Genomic DNA, 18,035 nt, shown 5'->3' with positions numbered 1-18,035 from the left:
GTCAGCCGGGCTGCGCGCGATGACCTATCCGAAGCTGCGGATCAGGCTGCCTGCGACCAGGCTCCAGCCGTCGACAAGCACGAAAAAGATCAGCTTGAAGGGCAGTGAGATCACCACCGGCGGCAGCATCATCATGCCCATCGACATCAGCACGGATGCGATCACCAGGTCGATGATGAGAAACGGCAGGTAGAGCAGGAAGCCGATTTCAAAGGCGCGCCGCAGCTCGCTGATCATGAAGGCGGGCACGAGGATACGCAGGCTGATCGCCTCCGGGGTTTCGGGCGCCGGCTCATTCGACATTTCGACGAACATTGCGAGGTCTTTCTCGCGCACATGCTCGCGCATGAAAGCGTGGAATGGCTCCGAGGAACGCTCGAAGGCCTGGTCGAGCTCGATCGTGCCATCGATCAGCGGGGCAATGCCCTGATCGTACGCCGTCTGGAAGGTCGGCATCATCACGAAGGCGGTGAGGAACAGCGCCAGCGAGATCATCACCGAGTTGGGCGGGGCGGTCTGCAGGCCGATGGCCGAACGCAGCAGCGACAGCACGACGATGATGCGGGTGAAGCTCGTCACCATGACGAGGATCGACGGTGCCAGGCTGAGCACCGTCAACAGCGCGATCAGCTGCACCGCGCGCTGCGTTAGGCCGGTTCCCTCACCGAAATCGATACGTACATCCTGGGCCAGCGCCGGTGCCGCCATGATCGCGGCGAAGGCAAGCGCCGAGACGGCAAAAACGAGGACGAAAATCGGCAATGCACGGCGTGTCGGCGGCGTGGCCGGCACCGGTCGACACAGATCTGCGCCGTTGCTGAACAAGCGTCGGCGCGCGCCGAGCACGCGTCGGAGCATCAGTCCTGCTTTCCGGTCAACTCGCTGAGCAGCTTGGCCATTTCGTCTTCGATTTCGTCGCCGGCGGGGGCCCTTTCCTCCTCAGCGGTGGCGGGCTCCGCGTCGCTTTCGGCCGGTTCCGAAGAGCCTTCTTCGGCATCGACAGGGGCTTCTTCAGCCGTTTCCTCGCCGGCGTCTTCGGTCGCTTCCGGGGCATCTCCGGAGACTGGTTCGTCCGGTGTCAGATCGAAGGCCTCGGCAAGGGCGCTTTCGACGTCGTCATCGACCTTCGGTTCCGCTGCTTCCGGCTCATCGGCGGGCGAGCTCTCGGCCTCGTCCTTGGCCTCGTCGGTCGCGGTATCGGTCGTCGCGAAGCTCGGTTCCACCCGGTCGTCGCTGGCCGCCGGTTCTTCGGCTTCGCCGGAGAGTTCCTCGTCGAGGCCTTGCTGCAACTCGACCAGCCACGCCGGCTCGGCCGGTGCCCTGGTGCTGGCCGGGGTGACACCGGCAAGGCTGCCGCTGTCGGCTGCAGCGTCTTTGGCCGCGGCCGGCTGGACGCTGATTTCCGGCGCGGCTTCCTTTGGTGTTTCGACCATCGGTTCGCGCGGGCCGGTTTCCGCCGCAACGGGTTCGGGCGCCGAGACTTCGGGTGTCGTGACTTCCGGCGCCGACACTTCGATGATCGGCGCGGCCTCCACGGCGGCTGCCGTCTCTTCGGCGGCGTTCTTGCCATTCTCCTTTGTCTTGGCGAGCGCCCGCTTGCCGAGTGCGGTCGCACCGGCTCCCGCGGCGGCGCCGGCCGCCGCAGCCGCGGACATGAACGAGGAGAGCGAACGGCGTTCGTCGCCGGCGCCGTTGTCGCGGCTCTCTGCGCGGGCTGCCGGACCCCGGCTTGGTCGTGCGGATTCAACGCGGGCGACGTCTCGCGTTTCGCGCGCGGTTGTCTCGCGGGCGGCCGGGCGCGGGGTGCTCGCGGCCTCGCGTTCCTGGCGGCGCTGACGGCGTTCGGCGATCTTTTCATCCAGTGCGGTCTTGGCCGCACGCGGTGCCGCGCCCAGGCGCATCCTGTTCTGGCGCTCTGCCGCACGGGACTGTTCGTGGCCGTGCGCGGCGAGCGATGCGGTGTCTTCGGGTGTATCGAGCGGTGCCGTCGCGGTGCGCTCTGCCGCCGGCTGGACGACCTCCGGCTCCGGGGCTTCTTCGGCGACGGGTTCCTCGGCATCGCCGGCGGATGCCGCGACTGCGGCCGCGCCGGCTGCAGCGGCGGTCGCTACGGCGGCGCCTGTTCCGGGTTGAGTGCCGTAAGGGGCGCGCGGCGGTGCGCCGACGGCCTTGGCGCGGATGATGTGCTGTTCGACAACGACGTCGGTCGGGCCGCCGATCAACAGAAGATGCTCGACATTGTCGCGCCGGACCAGAACGAGGCGGCGGCGGGTGTCGACATGGGTCTGGTCCATCACCGCAAGACGCGGCTGGCGGGCGCGGTGGCCCTTGAATGGCGAGCCGTGCAGACGACGCAGGCCCCAGACAAGCAGAGCGAAGAGGGCAAAGACGATTGCAAGGGCGATGACGAATTGCATGCCGCGGGCAAATCCCGCGTCCATGCCGAAGGTATCCATAAGCCAGTCGCTCATGAGCGTGTTTCTCCCGTCTCGCCGACCGTTCCGCCGAATCTTTCGGCCAATTGTTTACTAGTTAACGGCGGCAGGCAATTTCTGCCGGCTCAAAGCTGAACAAAGGGTAAAAATTCACCCCTTTCGGCGGGTTTCGATGGCGGTTTCCCGCCAAATTCATGGTTAGCGCAATCTTAACGCCGTTAACAGGTCGTTAACCATATGCCCGGCAGTATGTGCCGACACGACGCGGCTAAAAAAGGGCGAACCATGTCTTTGACCGATCTGCCGATCCTCAAGGCGATCCGCGCCAAGATGGACTGGCACCAGGCGCGGCAGCGCGTTCTGTCGGAAAACGTCGCCAATGCGGACACGCCCGGCTACCAGGCCTATGACCTCAAGCCGCTCGATTTCGAAAAGCAATTGCCGGCGGCGAAGTCCGGCGTTGCGGTGACGCGGACGCATGCCGGGCATATCGCGGCGGGGCCGCTTGCCGGTGACAGCCGCTTCGCGGATCGCAAGGTCAAGGAATACGACGTGACGCCGGACGGCAATCAGGTCGTGCTCGAAGAGCAGATGATGAAGGTGGCGCAGAACCAGCTCGAATATCAGACGGCGACCGCGCTCTATACGCGCAGCCTGAAGATGCTGAAGACGGCGCTGTCGCGTAACGCCTAGAGCATCGTGCAGCCAATTGGAACAATTGGCGTCGACAAAGATGCGGTTAAACAAAGGGATAGAGCATTTTGAGGTTTCAACCTGAAAGCAAAATGCTCTAGCGCTCGTCGCACAACGGATCGAGGCCGGAATGGATTTCTTCAAGTCGATGATGGTGGCGGCAAGCGGGCTTCGGGCGCAGAGCGGCCGGATGCGCGTGATCGCGGAAAACATCGCCAATGCCGACTCCACCGCCAAGACGCCGGACGGCGATCCGTACCGGCGGCGTATTCCCACCTTCGAGGCGCGGCTGGATCAGGAGCTCGAGGCGACCACGGTGCGTCTCGGCAAGGTCTCGCTCGACAAGAGCGATTTCAACCAGCGGTTCGATCCGAGCCATCCGGCCGCCGACGCCAATGGCTACGTCAAGATGCCGAACGTCAACCGGCTGGTCGAGACGGTCGACATGGGCGAGGCGCAGCGCAGCTATCAGGCCAATCTGAACGTCATTCGCGCGACCCGCTCGATGCTGCAGCGGACGGTGGACATCCTGCGCGGTTAAGCAGCGCGGAACGCGATCAAGCCGGCTGACGGGGCGTTGCCGGGCGGAACAGAACGAGGAACAGACCCATGACGATCCCGAGTATTGCCGCCAATGCCTATACGTCGGTTCAGCGGCTCGGTTCGCAGGGCCAGGGCGCAGGGCTTCAGACGCCCGCGGCCGGGCAGGGCAAGAACGACTTCGCCTCGATGGTCACTGAGGCCGTGCAGGGGGTCGCGGAGACCGGTGCGGCGACCGAGGCGAAGGAAATGGCGATGCTTGGGAACAAGGCCGATGTGGTCGATGTGGTGACCGCGGTGGCGGAAACCGAACTCGCCCTCGAAACGCTGGTGTCGGTACGCGACAAGGTGATTGCGGCTTACCAACAGATCATGCAGATGCCAATCTAACGGCATTCGGGCAGGCGAATCAGCGAAGGAATTGCACAGCCGATGAACGGTCTTGAGGTTCTCGATCTCGCCCGTGAGGGCGTTTGGACGCTGATCAAGGTGGCCAGCCCGGTGATGCTGGTCGGCCTGTTTGTCGGTGTTGCGATCGCGCTGGTTCAGGCGCTCACCCAGATCCAGGAGATGACGCTGGTCTTCGTTCCGAAGATTCTGGCGATCTTCACGGCGCTGGTTGTTGCGCTGCCGTTCATGGGGCAGACGCTGGCGAATTTCATGAATCTGATCGTGGACCGCATCATCGCCGGCTAGAGCATCAACGCCGGTTAGACAGGATCGGCTGACAAGGAGCGGCAGGGCGTCGTGATCGTTTCCCTTCTTCCCACGATCGCAGCGGTCTTCATGCTCCTTTTCGCGCGCTTCGGCACGATGGTGATGCTGTTGCCGGGGCTCGGCGAGCAGGCGGTTCCCGCCCGCATCCGCCTGGCGATGGCGCTGGTTCTCTGCTTCCTGTTCTATCCCATGGTGTCCGGCCTCTATCCGGCCGACCGGCTGCAGGTGATGTCGTCGGTGATCCTGCTGATGGCGGGCGAGATGGCGATCGGCTTCATGATCGGGCTCGCGACGCGCATCATGATGTCGGTGCTGCAGACGGCGGGCACGACGATTGCCTCGCAGACCGGCCTTGCCTTTGCCATGTCGATGGACCCCGGGCAGGGCACGCAGGGTGCGCTGTTCGGCAACTTCCTCAGCCTGCTCGGCATAACCCTGATCTTCGTCACCGATCTGCACTACATGGCGATCGCCGCGTTGTACGACAGCTTCACGCTGTTCCCGCCGGGCAAATTGCTGCCGGTGGGTGATGCGGCCGAATTCGGCGTCGGTGCGGTGGCCGATGCCTTCCGCGTCGCCATGCAGATCGCGGCGCCGTTCATTGTCTTTGGCCTTGTCTTCTATCTCGGCCTTGGTCTGCTCAACCGGCTGATGCCGCAGATGCAGATCTTCTTCATCGCAATGCCGGCCACCATCATGTTCGGCCTGTTGCTGACCTTCCTTCTGCTCGGTTCGATGATGGCGTGGTATCTCAACCACATCGAAATCGGTCTCGGCCGCTTCCTGGCGCAATAGGAGTGAGACGTGGCTGACGAAACCGACCAATCAGAAAAAACAGAAGAACCAACACAAAAACGCATAGACGACGCCGTCAAACGCGGTGACGTGGTGAAAAGCCAGGAAGTGAATTCCTGGTTCGTCATCGCCGGCTCGACGCTCGTTTTCGCCGTGCTGGCGCCGTCGGCGGCGGGCGAACTGGCGCGCACGCTGAAAGGCTTCCTCGAACATGCCGGCACGCTGTCGACCGACGGCTCGGGATTGCGGCAGCTCGGCTACCAGACCGGCGTCGCGCTCGCCGTCGCGCTCGGCGTGCCGATGCTGGTGCTGATGGTGATGGCGGCGGGCAGCAACTTTCTGCAGCACGGTTTCCTGTGGACGGTCGAGCCGCTCAAGCCGAAGCTGTCGAAGATTTCGCCGGCGTCCGGTTTCAAGAGGCTGTTTTCCAAGGAAAGCCTGGTCAATTTCGCCAAGGGACTGGCCAAGATCTCCATCGTCGCCGTGTTGATGGTGATGGTGCTGTGGCCCGACCGCGACCGCCTCGACACGCTGATGACCATGGATATCTCCATGCTGCTCGAGGTGCTGCGGGAGCTTGCGCTGAAACTTCTCGGCGCTGTGCTCGCGGTGATGACCATCGTCGCCGGCCTCGACTACATGTGGCAGCGCCATCGCTGGCATGAGAAGCTGAAGATGACGGTTCGCGAGATCCGTGACGAGCACAAGCAGAGCGAAGGCGATCCGGCGATCAAGGGCAAGATCCGGCAGATCCGCATGGAGCGCGCGCGCCGACGCATGATGGCCAGCGTTCCCGAGGCGACCGTGGTCATCACCAACCCGACCCACTTCGCCGTTGCGCTCAAATACGAGAAGGGCATGCCGGCGCCGCTTTGCGTGGCCAAGGGCGTCGACGCGGTCGCGCTCAAGATCCGCGAGGTCGCCAAGGACGCCAACGTGCCGGTCATCGAGAACCCGCCGCTTGCCCGCTCGCTCTTTGCCACGGTCGACATCGATCAGGAAATCCCGGAAGCGCAGTATCGCGCTGTTGCCGAAATCATCGGTTATGTTATGCGCCAGAAAGCTGGCGGAAGTTGGCGAGCGGCGCACTAGGTTATGGACTCATAAATCTGGTGGATCTGGCGGGCGAAATTGCTGCGATCTGCGGTGTCAGCGCCCTCGACCGGGCGACAAGCCCGCTCTTCGGACACTTTCGTGCAGCTTCTGGCCATTTAGGCCGCCAGATCCACCAGATTTATGAGTTCATGACCTAAACCCCGTATAAGACACAGAGGCCGAACGAAGCGATTCGGCGCGTGGGAGGGGGATGCGGAGACCCGGCCAGCCGCGCCAGAGGAAACGGTATTTTTGATGAACAGCATCGACACGCATTCGCGTCAGGGCGACCCGGTTATCGATCGTTCCGAGCGGACGGGCAATGTCGGCCTGCTGATCATTCTCGCCTTCGTGCTTGTCGCTGCCGCCGGCGCCTTCGCCGTGATGAGTGCCTATATGAGCCGCGAGCAGGTCGAGCCCTATGTGCTGGCGCTGCTCGGCGTGCTGGCCGTCATCGGCGTCTTTTCGCTATTTGCCGGCGCCATCGGTCTGATCCGCTTTGCCGGGCGCTCGCAGAACATGGGCCTTGCCAAACAGTTCATGGATTCCATGACCGAAGGCGTCGTCGTCGTCGATGGCGAGGGCCGGATCGTCTACGCAAATCAGGCCTATGGCGATATGGTGGGCGCGGAAGCGGCGCGCGACGTGCGCTCGGTCGAGCGGGTATTTTCCGGCGAGGCCAATGTCGCGGAGCTTGTCTATCATCTCGGTCAGGCGGCGTCGGAAGGCCGTATGGCCCAGGAGGACGTTCGCCTGGTGCATCCGCTGTCGCCGCATGGCAACGGGCCGCGCTGGTACCGGCTTCGCGTACGCCCCCTGACGCTTGAGGGCGATGAGGGCAAGAAGCTGACGGTGTGGCGCGTTGCCGACATCACCGGCGACCGCGACGAGCAGGAAACCTCGTTTCAGGAGCTGCAGCGGGCGATCAATTTCCTCGATCACGCACCGGCGGGCTTCCTGTCGGCGGACGCGCAAGGGCGGCTGCTCTATCTCAACGCGACTTTGGCGGATTGGCTCGGCTACGATCTCGCCCGCTTCGAGCAGGGGGCGATCACGCTCGGCTCGGTGGTGCGCGGCGACGATATCGTGCTGCTCGATGCGATCAGCGGCGAGCCGGGCGAGGTGAAGACCGAGATCCTCGACCTCGACTTCGTCAAGCGCAACGGCCAGAGCCTGCCGGTCAGGCTCATCCACCGGGTTCCGTTCGGTGCTGACGGCACGGCTGGCGACAGCCGCACGCTGGTGCTCAACCGCTCGCCGGGCGAAGACATCTCGGAATCGCTGCGTGCTGCAGAAGTGCGCTTTGCGCGGTTCTTCAACTCGACGCCGATCGCCATTGCCTCGGTCGACCGCGAGGGGCGTCTCGGTGGTACCAATGCGCCGTTCCTGAAGTTGTTCGGGCAGCTTGCCGAGCGCGAGGCGGGCGCTGCGCCGGGCAAGCTGGTCGATGTGGTCGCCGAAGACAAGCAGGCGGAGCTGGCGCTGGCGCTGCAAGCCGCTGCCGACGGGCAGGGCGAGATCCCGCCGGTCGATGCGACGCTTGCCGGCGACAAGAACCGCAGCGCGCGGTTCTACGTCTCGGCGGTGAAGGACGGTGAAGGCGAGGACAATGCCGACGCGGCGATCGTCTATGCGCTCGAGACCACCGAACAGCGGGCGCTGGAAGCGCAGTTCGCACAGAGCCAAAAGATGCAGGCCGTCGGTCAACTCGCCGGTGGAGTCGCGCATGACTTCAACAACATGCTGACCGCGATCATCGGCTTCTCCGATCTTCTGCTCGCCAATCACCGGCCGAGCGATCCTGCCTTCCAGGACATCATGAACATCAAGCAGAACGCCACCCGGGCCGCCGGCCTGGTGCGGCAGTTGCTTGCCTTCTCGCGGCGCCAGACGCTGCGTCCGCAGGTGCTGGAGCTCGGTGAGGTGCTGAGCGATCTGTCGGTGCTGCTCGACCGGCTGCTCGGCGAGAAGGTCAGCCTCAAGGTCGTGCACGGTCGCGATCTGTGGCCGATCATGGCCGACCTCAACCAGTTCGAGCAGGTGGTGATCAATCTGGCGGTGAATGCGCGCGATGCGATGCCGAAGGGCGGCACGCTGACGGTGCGCACCCGCAACGTCACCACCGAGGAAGCCGCGGCGATGGACTTCAAGGGACTGGTGCCGGCGGAATACGTGTTGCTCGACGTCGAGGACAAGGGCACCGGCATGTCGGAAGAGGTGTTGGAGAAGATTTTCGAGCCGTTTTTCTCGACCAAGGATGTCGGCAAGGGCACCGGTCTCGGCCTCTCCACGGTCTATGGCATCGTCAAGCAGACGGGCGGCTTCATCTATCCGCAAAGCGTGGTCGGCGAGGGGACGACGTTCCACATCTTCCTGCCACGCCAAATCCAGGACGAAAAGGCCGAGGTGAAGAAGTCGGTGGAGCAGGTCTCGCTCAGCGATTTGACCGGCGACGCGACCATCCTTCTTGTCGAGGACGAGGAAGCGGTGCGGGCCTTTGCGGCGCGTGCGCTCGCCTCACGCGGCTACACGGTACTCGAGGCCAGTTCCGGCACCGAGGCGCTTGAAGTGCTCGCCGAAGCCGAAGGGCCGGTCAACCTCGTCGTCTCCGACGTCGTCATGCCCGAGATGTACGGTCCCTCGCTGCTCGTCGAACTGCGCAAGACGCAGCCGGATCTGAAGATCATCTTCGTGTCGGGCTACGCCGAGGACGCGTTCAAGAAGAACCTGCCGGAGAACGAGAAGTTCCACTTCCTGCCGAAGCCGTTCACGCTGAAACAGCTTGCCACGGCGGTTAAGGAAACGCTCGCCGAAGACGAGTAGGGTGTTTCTTTTGCTCGCGGGCCGCACCGCGCTCTTTGAGCGCTGGCCCTCCGCGGGGGCGCCCTGACCGGGCGACGGCCGTTCGGCCTTGCGAACCTTCGGTTCGGTATGAGTGAGACGGCATTGCCCGGCGAGTGCTGTCGCGCGATGCGTTATCCCACGCACTCCCCGTCACCCCGGACCTGATCCGGGGCCTATTGCCCCTCTCGGTACGGAATGCCGCTGACGGTTTTCGGTGGGCGTACCACACCCTCCCACGTCATCCTCCGGCTCGACCGGAGGATCGCGTTCCATACGGGCAGAGTTCGTGAGTGGGCAGGGCGCTCGTTGCGCCCGTCGTTTGCTTTCGTCGGGCGGACTTACCCTTGGCTGGCCGATCCTCCGGTCGAGCCGGAGGATGACGTGCCGAAATGCTGGCGCAAATTGAGGTGGGCGGGCGTTGCGCAGCCGCCATTGGATGCCGGGTCAAGCCCGGCATGACGACGGAGGGGATGATGCGCGTGGCGGCGCCGTGCGGATTGGCGGTACTGCGCCGATTGGTGAGCAGGAGGCGCGCACGGGCGCCCTAGAACGTCTCGCCGGTGGAGAAGCCGTCACCACCGCCGCTGCCGCCGCCACCGCCTCCACCGAGGCCGCCGCCGCCGGTCGGGAAGCCTGGGAAGCCGCCGCCGCGACCGCCAAAGCCGCCGAAATCACCCATGATGACCGGGCCGCCGCGGGCGTGCCGGCGCGGGCGGTGATGGTAGCCGCGTTCGAGCCGGCGCCAGTAGTCGGCGCCGCTCATGCCGCCGCGCAGGAAGTCCTTCAGCACCGTGCCGACAATGGCGTCGTCGGCGAACTCCGAACCGTAGTCGTCATAGCGGTTGCGGCGGAAATCGGTTGCGACGCGGGTCAGTTCCTCGCGGCGCTTGGAGAGCTCACGCAGCCGCTTGCGGTCGGCGTCGATCGACTTCTCGACCTGCCGGGCGGCCTTGTTGGCGGCTTCGATGCGCTCGAGAATACGCTCGTCGTCCGGTGAGGGCGTCTCAAACGCCTCTTTCCACAGCCGGCGCAGATCCTCGCCCTTCAGCGACTCGCCGAGCGCGCCGATGGCATCCTTGAAATAGATGTCCTCGCCGGCGGCGTATTTGGTCTCGTCGTTGCGGGTGTTTTCAAGCTCCGCCGACAGTTCCTGATAGCGCTTGTCGAAGGCGTTGATCTCGGTGCGGATGGTGGAGATTTCCTGATCGAGACCGCCGCCGCCCTCGGCTTCGATGGCGCCGGCTTCGAGCGCGCGCAGCTTCGCGGTCTCCGCTTCGAGCTTCTGCTGCAGCTTGTTGACGTGCTCGCGCAGGCGGACCGGGATGTCGGTCAGCATGGCGTAGTTGGCGCGCGCCTCGTGGTAACGCAGCAGGCCGGCGACCCAACGGTCGAGCATTCGGGTGATGTTGCCGGCCTTGTAGGTCGAGGTGCCGAACTTGCGCTCCCACAGATACATGAAGAGCGGGTCGTCGCGGTAGGGCTTGCCCTTCTCGTCGCGGTCGGCCTCGGCCATGGTCGCCTTCTTGTCGGCGGCATCAACGGTCGCGGCAGCCGCTTCGACGATCTTGCGCTGTTCGGCGAAGGCAGCGTCTTCGGCAAGGCGCTCGTCGGCCTTCTCCATGGCGTTTTCGAGCTTGTCGCTGGCTTCGTCGAGGGCGCGGGCGCGGGCGGCGCGCATGTCGGCGAGTTTTTCCAGATCCCGCTCGATGCGCTCACGCGTCTTGACCAGCATGTGCAGGGCGTCGTCGCGTTCGCTAAGCAGCAGCTTGGCGCGGCGGCCGGCGGCGTTCAGGCGGCCGCGCAAATCGGCGCCGTTGCCATCGTCGAGGCGGAAACGGGCGAGGTCCTCATAGGCGTCGGTCAGGTCGGCCTGGGTTCTCGCAAGACGTTCGCCGGCCTCGGTGACGCCGTTGTTGAGCGCTGTCTCCTCGCGGCGGATATCGGCCAGCGCCTGATCGATGGAGGAAAGGGCATTGCGGCCACTAATCATCGCGGCGATCCTGTCTTGTTCCTTGTCGGGCACCCGGGTGGTGCCGGGCGGCTACCATTTCGTGATGCGGCCGTCTTCGACGTCGACCAGCCATTTGGGCTTGAGGTATCCGCGTTCCTTCACGCCGACGATCGCGTCGTCGACGATGCCATCGGCCTCCTTGTCGCGGCGGACGGCGTTGAACACCGAAGGCGATACGCGCAGGCCCCAGGTCGAGACCGTTTTCACCGTGCCGTCTTCCTCGCTCTTGATGGGAAGCGGGATGACCTTGCCGTCGGGGTCGATAGCCTCGACGATGACGTAGTAGTTGCGCGTCTGGCGGTTGACGTCGGGGATGCGCGAGGCACCCGATGCGGTTCCCGGCCGCGACACGACCTGCACCTTGTAGGTCTGGCGCAGTTCGCCCAGCAGGCTCTTCAGGTCGCCGACGGCCTGTTCAGCCGCTACGACGTTGCCGGCTTCCACTGCGTCGCTGCCAGAAAGCGCGAGCGCCTCGGCACGCTTGGTGGCGGCCTCGTCCTTCGATTCTTCAAGGATAGCGGCTTTCGCGGCTGCAATTTCCTTCGGCAGCTCGACGCTCAGCGCCTGTTCGACACGTGCTGCCTCGACCTGGCGCGGCCGCTCGATGCCGAAATACCAGCCGCCGGAGACGAGACCGACGGCGATCAGCGCGCCGGCGATCCACTTCCCCCAGGTGCCGCGATTGACATAGATCGTCGCCAGCGTGCGGGAGAAGCCGACCGATGGCGGCTTGTAGACGAAGCGATCCTCGGCGAGCGCCTGGACGCCCTGCGCGAGGATGTGGTCGGGCACTTCGATGCCCTGGTTGTGATAGATTTCGCGAAGCCGGCCGATCAGCCGGTCCTCGCGCTGATCCGTCGCCAACTCGCGTTCGACGAGCAGATCGCGATGGCGCAGCGTATCCACCACGTCCATCGCCATCATCAACTCGTCGAGCGGCTGCTCGGTCTTTTGTGCGGTTTCCGCCATCTGCACACGGTCCCGTTGCGACGGGGCCTTGCGGCCCCGAAGCTTGTTACTTCAACAGGATGGCATTGCCTTCGGCCGCGAGACGGGCCAGGCGGCGCTTGCCGTCCTCGACCGCGTCGCGAATGTCGGCCGAGTTCTTGGTCGCCTGATCGCGCATCTCGTTGATGATCTCGCGCGACTTGGTCTGGAAGGTGACGACGGAGTCGACCAGCTTCTTGACCGCGTCGGCGCGCACCGTCGGACCGTAGCCGGCCTTGACCGCCTCTTCCTGAACGATGTTGCCGATTTCGGCGAGCGTCTCGAGGCTCTTCGACACGCCTTCCTTCATCTCGTTCAGCGTCTTGGTTGCCTCGTGCAGGCCGAACAGACCGGTGAACGAGGCCTTCAGCGCGGTGAGCACCGTCTCGTTGGTCGAGAAGAAGCTGACCGACTGCTGGTAGACACGTTCCTTGGCGTTGGTCGTCTGCATCAGACGCGCCATGACGACTTCGGAGGTGTTGTAGCCGATGGTCAGATTGTCGGAGAGATCCTTCGAAATCTGGTAGCGGCCTTCCTCTTCCTGCATCTCGCGCAGACGCTCGTCGCGAGCCATTTCCAGACGGGCCCGCTCGGACGCTTCGGTGCCTTCGAAGCTGGCGACCTTGTCGGAGGCTTCCGACAGGCGCTCCTTGGCGCCGTTGAGCTTGGATTCCGCCTTTTCCAGCACTTCCAGCGCCAGAACCTCGGCCTGCTTCAGCGCGCCGCGGAAATCGCGGTAGGCGGTTAGGATGACGTGTTCGCGCTCGATCTGGTCCTTGGTGTCGCGGGCGACTTCCAGATAGGTGTCGCGGATGTTGTCGAAGCGGTCGGCGATGTCGCCACGGGCTACCTTCATCCAGACGTTCGAGACGCGCTCGAAGAAGTCGATCTTGCCGTCGTCGAGCTGATCGACAAGCGACTTGGCGTCATCGCGGATCGAGTTGAAGCCTTCGGTAATGTCTTCGTAGCGCTGACCGATGGTCATGGCCGAAATCTGCTCGCGCACGACTTCGTTGAAGACGGACTGCTGATTGAGCGTGCGGTTGATGATGACGACCCGATCCGGGTCGAGATCGGAAATCTGCTGCAACAGCGCGGTGACCGGCGTCTCTTCCGGCGTGGTCTCGGGCAGAACGCCCATTTCGCGCAACGCCGTCGTCGCGCGGTCGAGATATTGCATAGGTTTCAGTGAAATATCGTTCATGGGTCCTGTTCTCCCGCCTCAGCGTTTCCCCTGCTGCCGCCACCCGAGCGAATGCCGGCAACCATAGCCCTTCACTTTCCACGATGCCAGCAAAACCCCCGATGGGGTTTCGCCGCAGCCGGAACTTAGATGGGGATATCTGCCTGGTGCGCAACCTTGCTGACGTAAGGTAACAAGAGAAAGGATGTGGTGTCGTGGATGCGGTCTCCGCGGAGGGAAGTACATGGCATCTCGCGTTGGCTCCCATCGCCTTCTGTTGTTTTCGTTGATTTTTTCCCAATCGATGGGGGCGGAAAGTATTCTCCTGAATAAAATCCATTTTTCGCATGTTTATTGAGTTTTACCTAGCGTAAATACTATGAAATTCGCGTTCTTCGAACGTATTATGTGGGAAAATGCGTGTTGTTGTATTTTTATGTCCGGGGATATGGTAAGATGAATCAATTATAACATTGATGGCGGTGGCGAAAATGGCTGATATGCGCGTCCTTCTCGTGGTGGAAGACGACCCGATCGATCAGGCGATCATCGGCAAGGCTCTTGCGCCCTATGCGTCGGAGATCGAGGTCAAGTTCGCGTCCGACGGCATCGATGCAATGCAGATGCTGAAATCGGGCGCTGCGGATCCGGATCTGGTTCTGACGGATCTGCGGATGCCGGGCATGGATGGCTACGGGCTGCTGGCCAGCCTGAAGTGCAACGCCGAGCTGAAGGCGATTCCGGTCATCGTCCTGTCGACGACGGATGACGAAGACGAAGTGCGCGTGTGCTATGAGTATCACGCCAACGCGTTCCTCTCGAAGCCGCACAGCCTGGAGAGCTATCGCAAGATGGCGGAAAGCATCGTCGATTTCTGGTTCGGTGAGACCCTGTTGCCGAATTAAACCTGTGTCGAGCCGGTCGTGCTCGGCAGGGTCCAGTAGAAGCGCGATCCGTGGCGATAGTCTGGATCGAGCCAGATGTCGCCGCCATGCGACTGAATGATCGCCCTGACCAGGCTCAACCCGACCCCGACACCCTCATATCGGCTCGCCTTGCCGTGTAGACGGTACATCGGCTCGAAAATCTTCTTGCTGTATTGGCCGTCGATACCGATGCCGTTGTCGGTGATCGAATAGAGAACGTAATTATCATCGGTGGCGGGCGCGCCGGACACCCGAACGTTCGGGGCCGTGCCTTCGGCGACATATTTGACGCTGTTCTGAATGAGGTTGCTGAGCACGCGTTCAATCAGGACCGGATCGGCATAGGCGGGCGGCATGTCCGGGTCGATATTGATGACGGGCGCCAGATCAGCGGCCGCGACGCGGATCTCGTCGGCGATCTTTTCCGCCCGCTCCGCCATGTTGACCTCTTCCAGCGACGGCGTGGAAAAACCGAGGCGGGCGAATTCCAGCAGCTTTTCGATCATCTTGTGCATGCGCGCGGCGAGCTCGGCGATGGTGCCGACGTTCTGGCGAACCTCGTCCGGTTTGTCGGCGCTTTCGGCGATGAACTCCGCATAGAGAGCGATGTTGCGCACAGGCCCCTTCAGATCGTGCGACACGACGCCGGCGAATTGCTGAAGTGCGGCGTTGCTGGCCTCGAGCTTGCGGTTGGTCCGCTCGATCTGTTCCTTGTTCTTGAGTTCCTCTTCCGCACGGCTGATCTTCTGGCGGTTTTGCTGGACCTTGAACAGCCAATAGGCGCTGATCACGGCGAAGCCGAGCAGGATGAATTTCGAAATCGCAAGGATCTTCGACAGGCGTTCCTGTTCCTGAGATTTCGCCGCGTCAATGCGTGAATGAAGCTGGGCGATGTCGTGCAGGGCTTCGCTGTCGTCGAAACGCACGATCTTGTCGATGGCCCGCGCGCTAGCACCTTCGCGGGCCATTTTTCGCGCTGTATCCAGACGCGCCAGATAAGCCAGTGCCATCGTCCGGGCCTTTTCCAGCGAGGTGAAGTCGTCCGAGAAGAGGGTGTTGGTCGAGATCTTCTCGATCAGCGCAAGGGCTTTTTCACCGGTCTTCTTCGAGTCTCGATAATAGCGCTCTTCATCGGGACGCAGCAGGTAATTCTTGAAATGATGGATCAGCCCACCATAGCCGATGGCTCGTTCCAGCTCGGAAAGATCCTCAAGGTATTGCGCGACGAATTTGTCGTAACGGATCAGCGCTCGGTGGAAATAGGCGTCGACTGCAAAAACGGAAATGAAAAGCGCAAACAGAACCAGGACGTCGACGAGGAACGTCCTTTTCAAATGCCTACTCATGCTTCTTCCCGATCGCAACGCATAGAAAACAGGATGAGGATGGCTGTGGCTTGCTAGCCGACAAGGCCGTTTCGTATTTCATCGCCGAGCGCGAACTTGTCGAGAAAGCCGTCCGCCATCGGGCCAATGTTCTCGGCGAATGCATCGTCGCCGGTGTCGGCGGATATGACGAATACCCTCGCGTCCGGCGCGGCGTCTTTCACCAGAGGAAGCGTTTCGGTTGCGTCGCGAAACGGTGGCAGTCGGCTGTCGAGGAAGATGGCGTCATAAGCGGCAGCGGCCGATTTCAGCCATTCTATTCCGTCATTCAGATCGTGTGCGGAAATGAGTTGGTATCCGGACGAAAACCGGCGCTGCAGAAACGCATCGAGCAAGCGATGCATGCACGTGTCGTCGTCAATCAACAAGAAGGTTGGGATCATTCGGTGCGCCCCCCGGGTCGCAGCTGGCGGTTGACGATCCTTACTTACCGAACTGTCTGCAAACGCTACTTCTCATGCCTCGGATCGATGACTTGGTCTCGCAAATAAACAACGAATAATAAAATACGTAAACACGTTTGAAAATCAACGTTGTTTTTTGTCGGCAAATCACAATCTCTTTATGTATGCAAATAGTACGAATATTGTTTCTTTGAATTTTGCACTTTGGACGCAACGGCTGCGGAGGGTGTTGTCCGAATTGCACGACATGGACGCTTTCTGCGCCGGTGTTACTTCCGAAAATGGGTAAATAATCCTTACGCATTGGGGGGGGTTCGGGAGGTGCCCGGGGAAATGAGCGCCTGGGCAGCCAACATGGTCGCCGTGTCGCCCACGCAATCCGAGGCAATCGTTTCGCAAGAGCGAGGTCACGCGCCGGCTTCAGGGCGTGACCGCACACACCGGCCTGGAGAGCGCTGTTCCCCGCTTTCAGCTTTCCGTTTCTTTGATCGCAATCCACTTCAGGCAGGACTGCACCGAATCGCGCGGTGAGCGCGGCCAAGGCTCCGAGCGCATGCCGTACACAGCGAAGACAGTGACAGGCCAACCGGAACATTTTCAGAACAGTTGTACAAAGCATACGTTATCTCAGATATTTACGAGGCTGCTTGCTATTGAGAACAAAACATGTACATTACCTCTAATTGAACCGTCCGCCGCTTCGTGGAATAAGGAGTCTCCGGCGATGTCACAGACCTCACTTCGCCTAATCGAGGGCAATGCAATGGATAAAACGAAGGCGCTCGACGCCGCGCTCAGTCAGATCGAACGAGCGTTCGGCAAGGGTTCAGTCATGCGCCTTGGCCAGGGATCGGTGGTTGAGGTCGAGGTGGTGTCGACCGGATCGCTCGGGCTTGATATTGCGCTCGGCATTGGCGGCCTGCCGCGCGGCCGTATCGTCGAGATCTACGGGCCGGAATCCTCGGGCAAGACGACCATGGCTTTGCACACGGTCGCCGAAGCCCAGAAGAAGGGCGGCATCTGCGCCTTTGTCGACGCGGAGCATGCACTAGATCCGGTTTACGCGCGCAAGTTGGGCGTGAAGATCGATGAGCTGCTGATCTCACAACCGGATGCCGGCGAACAGGCGCTGGAAATTGCCGATACGCTGGTGCGTTCCGGCGCGGTCGACGTGCTGGTGGTCGATTCGGTTGCAGCGCTGACGCCGCGCGCCGAACTCGAAGGCGAGATGGGTGATTCGCTGCCCGGCATGCAGGCGCGGCTGATGAGCCAGGCGATGCGCAAGCTGACCGCTTCGATCTCGCGCTCGAAGTGCATGGTCATCTTCATCAACCAGATCCGCATGAAGATCGGCGTGATGTTCGGTAGCCCCGAGACGACGACCGGCGGCAATGCGCTGAAGTTCTACGCCTCGGTGCGCCTCGATATCCGCCGAATCGGTTCGGTGAAGGACCGTGACGAGGTCGTCGGCAACCAGACCCGCGTGAAAGTGGTCAAGAACAAGCTGGCGCCGCCGTTCAAGCAGGTCGAGTTCGACATCATGTACGGCGAAGGCGTTTCGAAGACCGGCGAACTGCTCGATCTTGGCGTGAAAGCCGGTATCGTCGAAAAGTCCGGCGCATGGTTCTCCTATGACAGTCAGCGGCTCGGCCAGGGCCGTGAGAATGCCAAACAGTTCCTCAAGGACAATCCGGAAGTCGCTGATGCGATCGAGATGGCGGTGCGCCAGAATGCCGGACTGATCGCCGAGCAGATCCTGCAGGGCGACGAGGAAGACGACGGGGACGTCGCCGCCGAAGCCTGATCAGGTGCTGCCTCAACAGGCCTGTTCGATTGTGGAACTTGCGATGCCGGCGCTCGATGGGTGCCGGCATTTTCGTTTCGGGCGCGTTACCTCTGTCGTACCCGACGGCCTTCGTTGAGGGACTTCAACAGGGCAGGTCGGGGCGGCGGCGTACTGCGTTGGTACGCTGCGGCTGTGTCGGGTGCGGGAAACACTTGCCGTTTGACGTATCAGCCC

15 protein-coding genes and 1 pseudogene are annotated in these 18,035 nt (G+C 62.4%); 10 read left to right on the top strand and 6 right to left on the bottom strand.

Annotated elements, in window-relative coordinates; genetic code table 11:
• Positions 1–24: 24 nt before the first annotated feature.
• Together fliP and C0606_12110 are read right to left on the bottom strand one after the other, a co-directional pair.
• Positions 25–858: a flagellar biosynthetic protein FliP gene (gene fliP, locus C0606_12115; GenBank protein ID PLX37232.1), complete on the bottom strand. Its 834-nt coding sequence runs from the start codon at positions 856–858 to the stop codon at positions 25–27.
• Positions 858–2,456, bottom strand: coding sequence for a hypothetical protein (locus tag C0606_12110; GenBank protein PLX37339.1), 1,599 nt, complete (start codon positions 2,454–2,456; stop codon positions 858–860). The genes fliP and C0606_12110 overlap by 1 nt, the downstream gene beginning before the upstream one ends.
• A 264-nt stretch (positions 2,457–2,720) precedes the next feature.
• Here C0606_12110 and flgB point away from each other — a divergent pair, with 264 nt between their 5' ends.
• From flgB to C0606_12070, 8 genes and pseudogenes are all read left to right on the top strand, one after another.
• A complete protein-coding gene (gene flgB, locus C0606_12105; protein ID PLX37231.1) occupies positions 2,721–3,128 on the top strand; it encodes a flagellar basal body rod protein FlgB in 408 nt (135 codons plus the stop codon).
• A 130-nt stretch (positions 3,129–3,258) separates the two neighbouring features.
• Positions 3,259–3,669, top strand: coding sequence for a flagellar basal body rod protein FlgC (gene flgC, locus C0606_12100; protein PLX37230.1), 411 nt, complete (start codon positions 3,259–3,261; stop codon positions 3,667–3,669).
• Between the two features lie 68 nt (positions 3,670–3,737).
• A complete protein-coding gene (fliE, locus tag C0606_12095) occupies positions 3,738–4,058 on the top strand; it encodes a flagellar hook-basal body complex protein FliE (protein ID PLX37229.1) in 321 nt (106 codons plus the stop codon).
• A 42-nt stretch (positions 4,059–4,100) separates the two neighbouring features.
• A complete protein-coding gene (fliQ, locus tag C0606_12090; GenBank protein ID PLX37228.1) occupies positions 4,101–4,364 on the top strand; it encodes a flagellar biosynthetic protein FliQ in 264 nt (87 codons plus the stop codon).
• 90 nt (positions 4,365–4,454) lie between these two features.
• Positions 4,455–5,180: a flagellar type III secretion system protein FliR gene (locus tag C0606_12085; protein PLX37338.1), complete on the top strand. Its 726-nt coding sequence runs from the start codon at positions 4,455–4,457 to the stop codon at positions 5,178–5,180.
• A gap of 9 nt (positions 5,181–5,189) precedes the next feature.
• Positions 5,190–6,272, top strand: a complete 1,083-nt coding sequence (flhB, locus tag C0606_12080) for a flagellar biosynthesis protein FlhB (protein PLX37227.1) — start codon at positions 5,190–5,192, stop codon at positions 6,270–6,272.
• 258 nt (positions 6,273–6,530) lie between these two features.
• Positions 6,531–9,098, top strand: coding sequence for a hybrid sensor histidine kinase/response regulator (locus tag C0606_12075; GenBank protein PLX37226.1), 2,568 nt, complete (start codon positions 6,531–6,533; stop codon positions 9,096–9,098).
• Positions 9,099–9,688: 590 nt separating this feature from the next.
• Positions 9,689–9,787: pseudogene (locus tag C0606_12070) on the top strand (DUF2497 domain-containing protein).
• 1,373 nt (positions 9,788–11,160) lie between these two features.
• Here the strand turns inward: C0606_12070 and C0606_12065 are convergent.
• Together C0606_12065 and C0606_12060 are read right to left on the bottom strand one after the other, a co-directional pair.
• On the bottom strand, positions 11,161–12,099 hold the full coding sequence (locus tag C0606_12065) for a hypothetical protein (protein PLX37225.1): 939 nt from the start codon (positions 12,097–12,099) through the stop codon (positions 11,161–11,163).
• A gap of 46 nt (positions 12,100–12,145) precedes the next feature.
• Positions 12,146–13,321 (bottom strand): cell surface protein, encoded by a 1,176-nt coding sequence (locus C0606_12060; protein PLX37224.1) that lies wholly within the window; start codon positions 13,319–13,321, stop codon positions 12,146–12,148.
• Between the two features lie 455 nt (positions 13,322–13,776).
• On the opposite strand from C0606_12060, the gene C0606_12055 reads away from it, so the two are divergent.
• The gene (locus C0606_12055) at positions 13,777–14,205 is read left to right on the top strand and encodes a response regulator (protein PLX37223.1); all 429 of its coding nucleotides are present in this window, start codon (positions 13,777–13,779) and stop codon (positions 14,203–14,205) included.
• Here the strand turns inward: C0606_12055 and C0606_12050 are convergent.
• Both C0606_12050 and C0606_12045 read right to left on the bottom strand, forming a co-directional pair.
• Entirely contained in the window at positions 14,202–15,572 is a 1,371-nt protein-coding gene (locus C0606_12050; protein ID PLX37222.1) for a hypothetical protein, read from the bottom strand. The genes C0606_12055 and C0606_12050 overlap by 4 nt on opposite strands.
• Before the next feature lie 53 nt (positions 15,573–15,625).
• Entirely contained in the window at positions 15,626–15,994 is a 369-nt protein-coding gene (locus C0606_12045) for a hypothetical protein (GenBank protein ID PLX37221.1), read from the bottom strand.
• A gap of 745 nt (positions 15,995–16,739) precedes the next feature.
• Between C0606_12045 and recA the strand changes: the two genes are divergently transcribed.
• A complete protein-coding gene (recA, locus tag C0606_12040; GenBank protein PLX37220.1) occupies positions 16,740–17,819 on the top strand; it encodes a recombinase RecA in 1,080 nt (359 codons plus the stop codon).
• The last annotated feature ends 216 nt before the right edge of the window (positions 17,820–18,035 follow it).

The sequence above is a fragment of the Hyphomicrobiales bacterium genome (genome assembly GCA_002869065.1).
GTDB lineage: Bacteria > Pseudomonadota > Alphaproteobacteria > Rhizobiales > Rhodobiaceae > Rhodobium.
Note: the sequence above shows the minus strand (reverse complement) of the source record. Positions and strands in the feature narration are given on the sequence as shown.

Bases quoted from the DNA above. Each gene is read 5' to 3' on its own strand.
- fliP (PLX37232.1), bottom strand. From the start codon at position 858: ATGCTCCGACGCGTGCTCGGCGCGCGCCGACGCTTGTTCAGCAACGGC.
- C0606_12110 (PLX37339.1), bottom strand. From the start codon at position 2,456: ATGGATACCTTCGGCATGGACGCGGGATTTGCCCGCGGCATGCAATTC.
- flgB (PLX37231.1), top strand. From the start codon at position 2,721: ATGTCTTTGACCGATCTGCCGATCCTCAAGGCGATCCGCGCCAAGATG.
- flgC (PLX37230.1), top strand. From the start codon at position 3,259: ATGGATTTCTTCAAGTCGATGATGGTGGCGGCAAGCGGGCTTCGGGCG.
- fliE (PLX37229.1), top strand. From the start codon at position 3,738: ATGACGATCCCGAGTATTGCCGCCAATGCCTATACGTCGGTTCAGCGG.
- fliQ (PLX37228.1), top strand. From the start codon at position 4,101: ATGAACGGTCTTGAGGTTCTCGATCTCGCCCGTGAGGGCGTTTGGACG.
- C0606_12085 (PLX37338.1), top strand. From the start codon at position 4,455: ATGCTCCTTTTCGCGCGCTTCGGCACGATGGTGATGCTGTTGCCGGGG.
- C0606_12075 (PLX37226.1), top strand. From the start codon at position 6,531: ATGAACAGCATCGACACGCATTCGCGTCAGGGCGACCCGGTTATCGAT.
- C0606_12065 (PLX37225.1), bottom strand. From the start codon at position 12,099: ATGGCGGAAACCGCACAAAAGACCGAGCAGCCGCTCGACGAGTTGATG.
- C0606_12060 (PLX37224.1), bottom strand. From the start codon at position 13,321: ATGAACGATATTTCACTGAAACCTATGCAATATCTCGACCGCGCGACG.
- C0606_12055 (PLX37223.1), top strand. From the start codon at position 13,777: ATGGCGGTGGCGAAAATGGCTGATATGCGCGTCCTTCTCGTGGTGGAA.
- C0606_12050 (PLX37222.1), bottom strand. From the start codon at position 15,572: ATGAGTAGGCATTTGAAAAGGACGTTCCTCGTCGACGTCCTGGTTCTG.
- C0606_12045 (PLX37221.1), bottom strand. From the start codon at position 15,994: ATGATCCCAACCTTCTTGTTGATTGACGACGACACGTGCATGCATCGC.
- recA (PLX37220.1), top strand. From the start codon at position 16,740: ATGTCACAGACCTCACTTCGCCTAATCGAGGGCAATGCAATGGATAAA.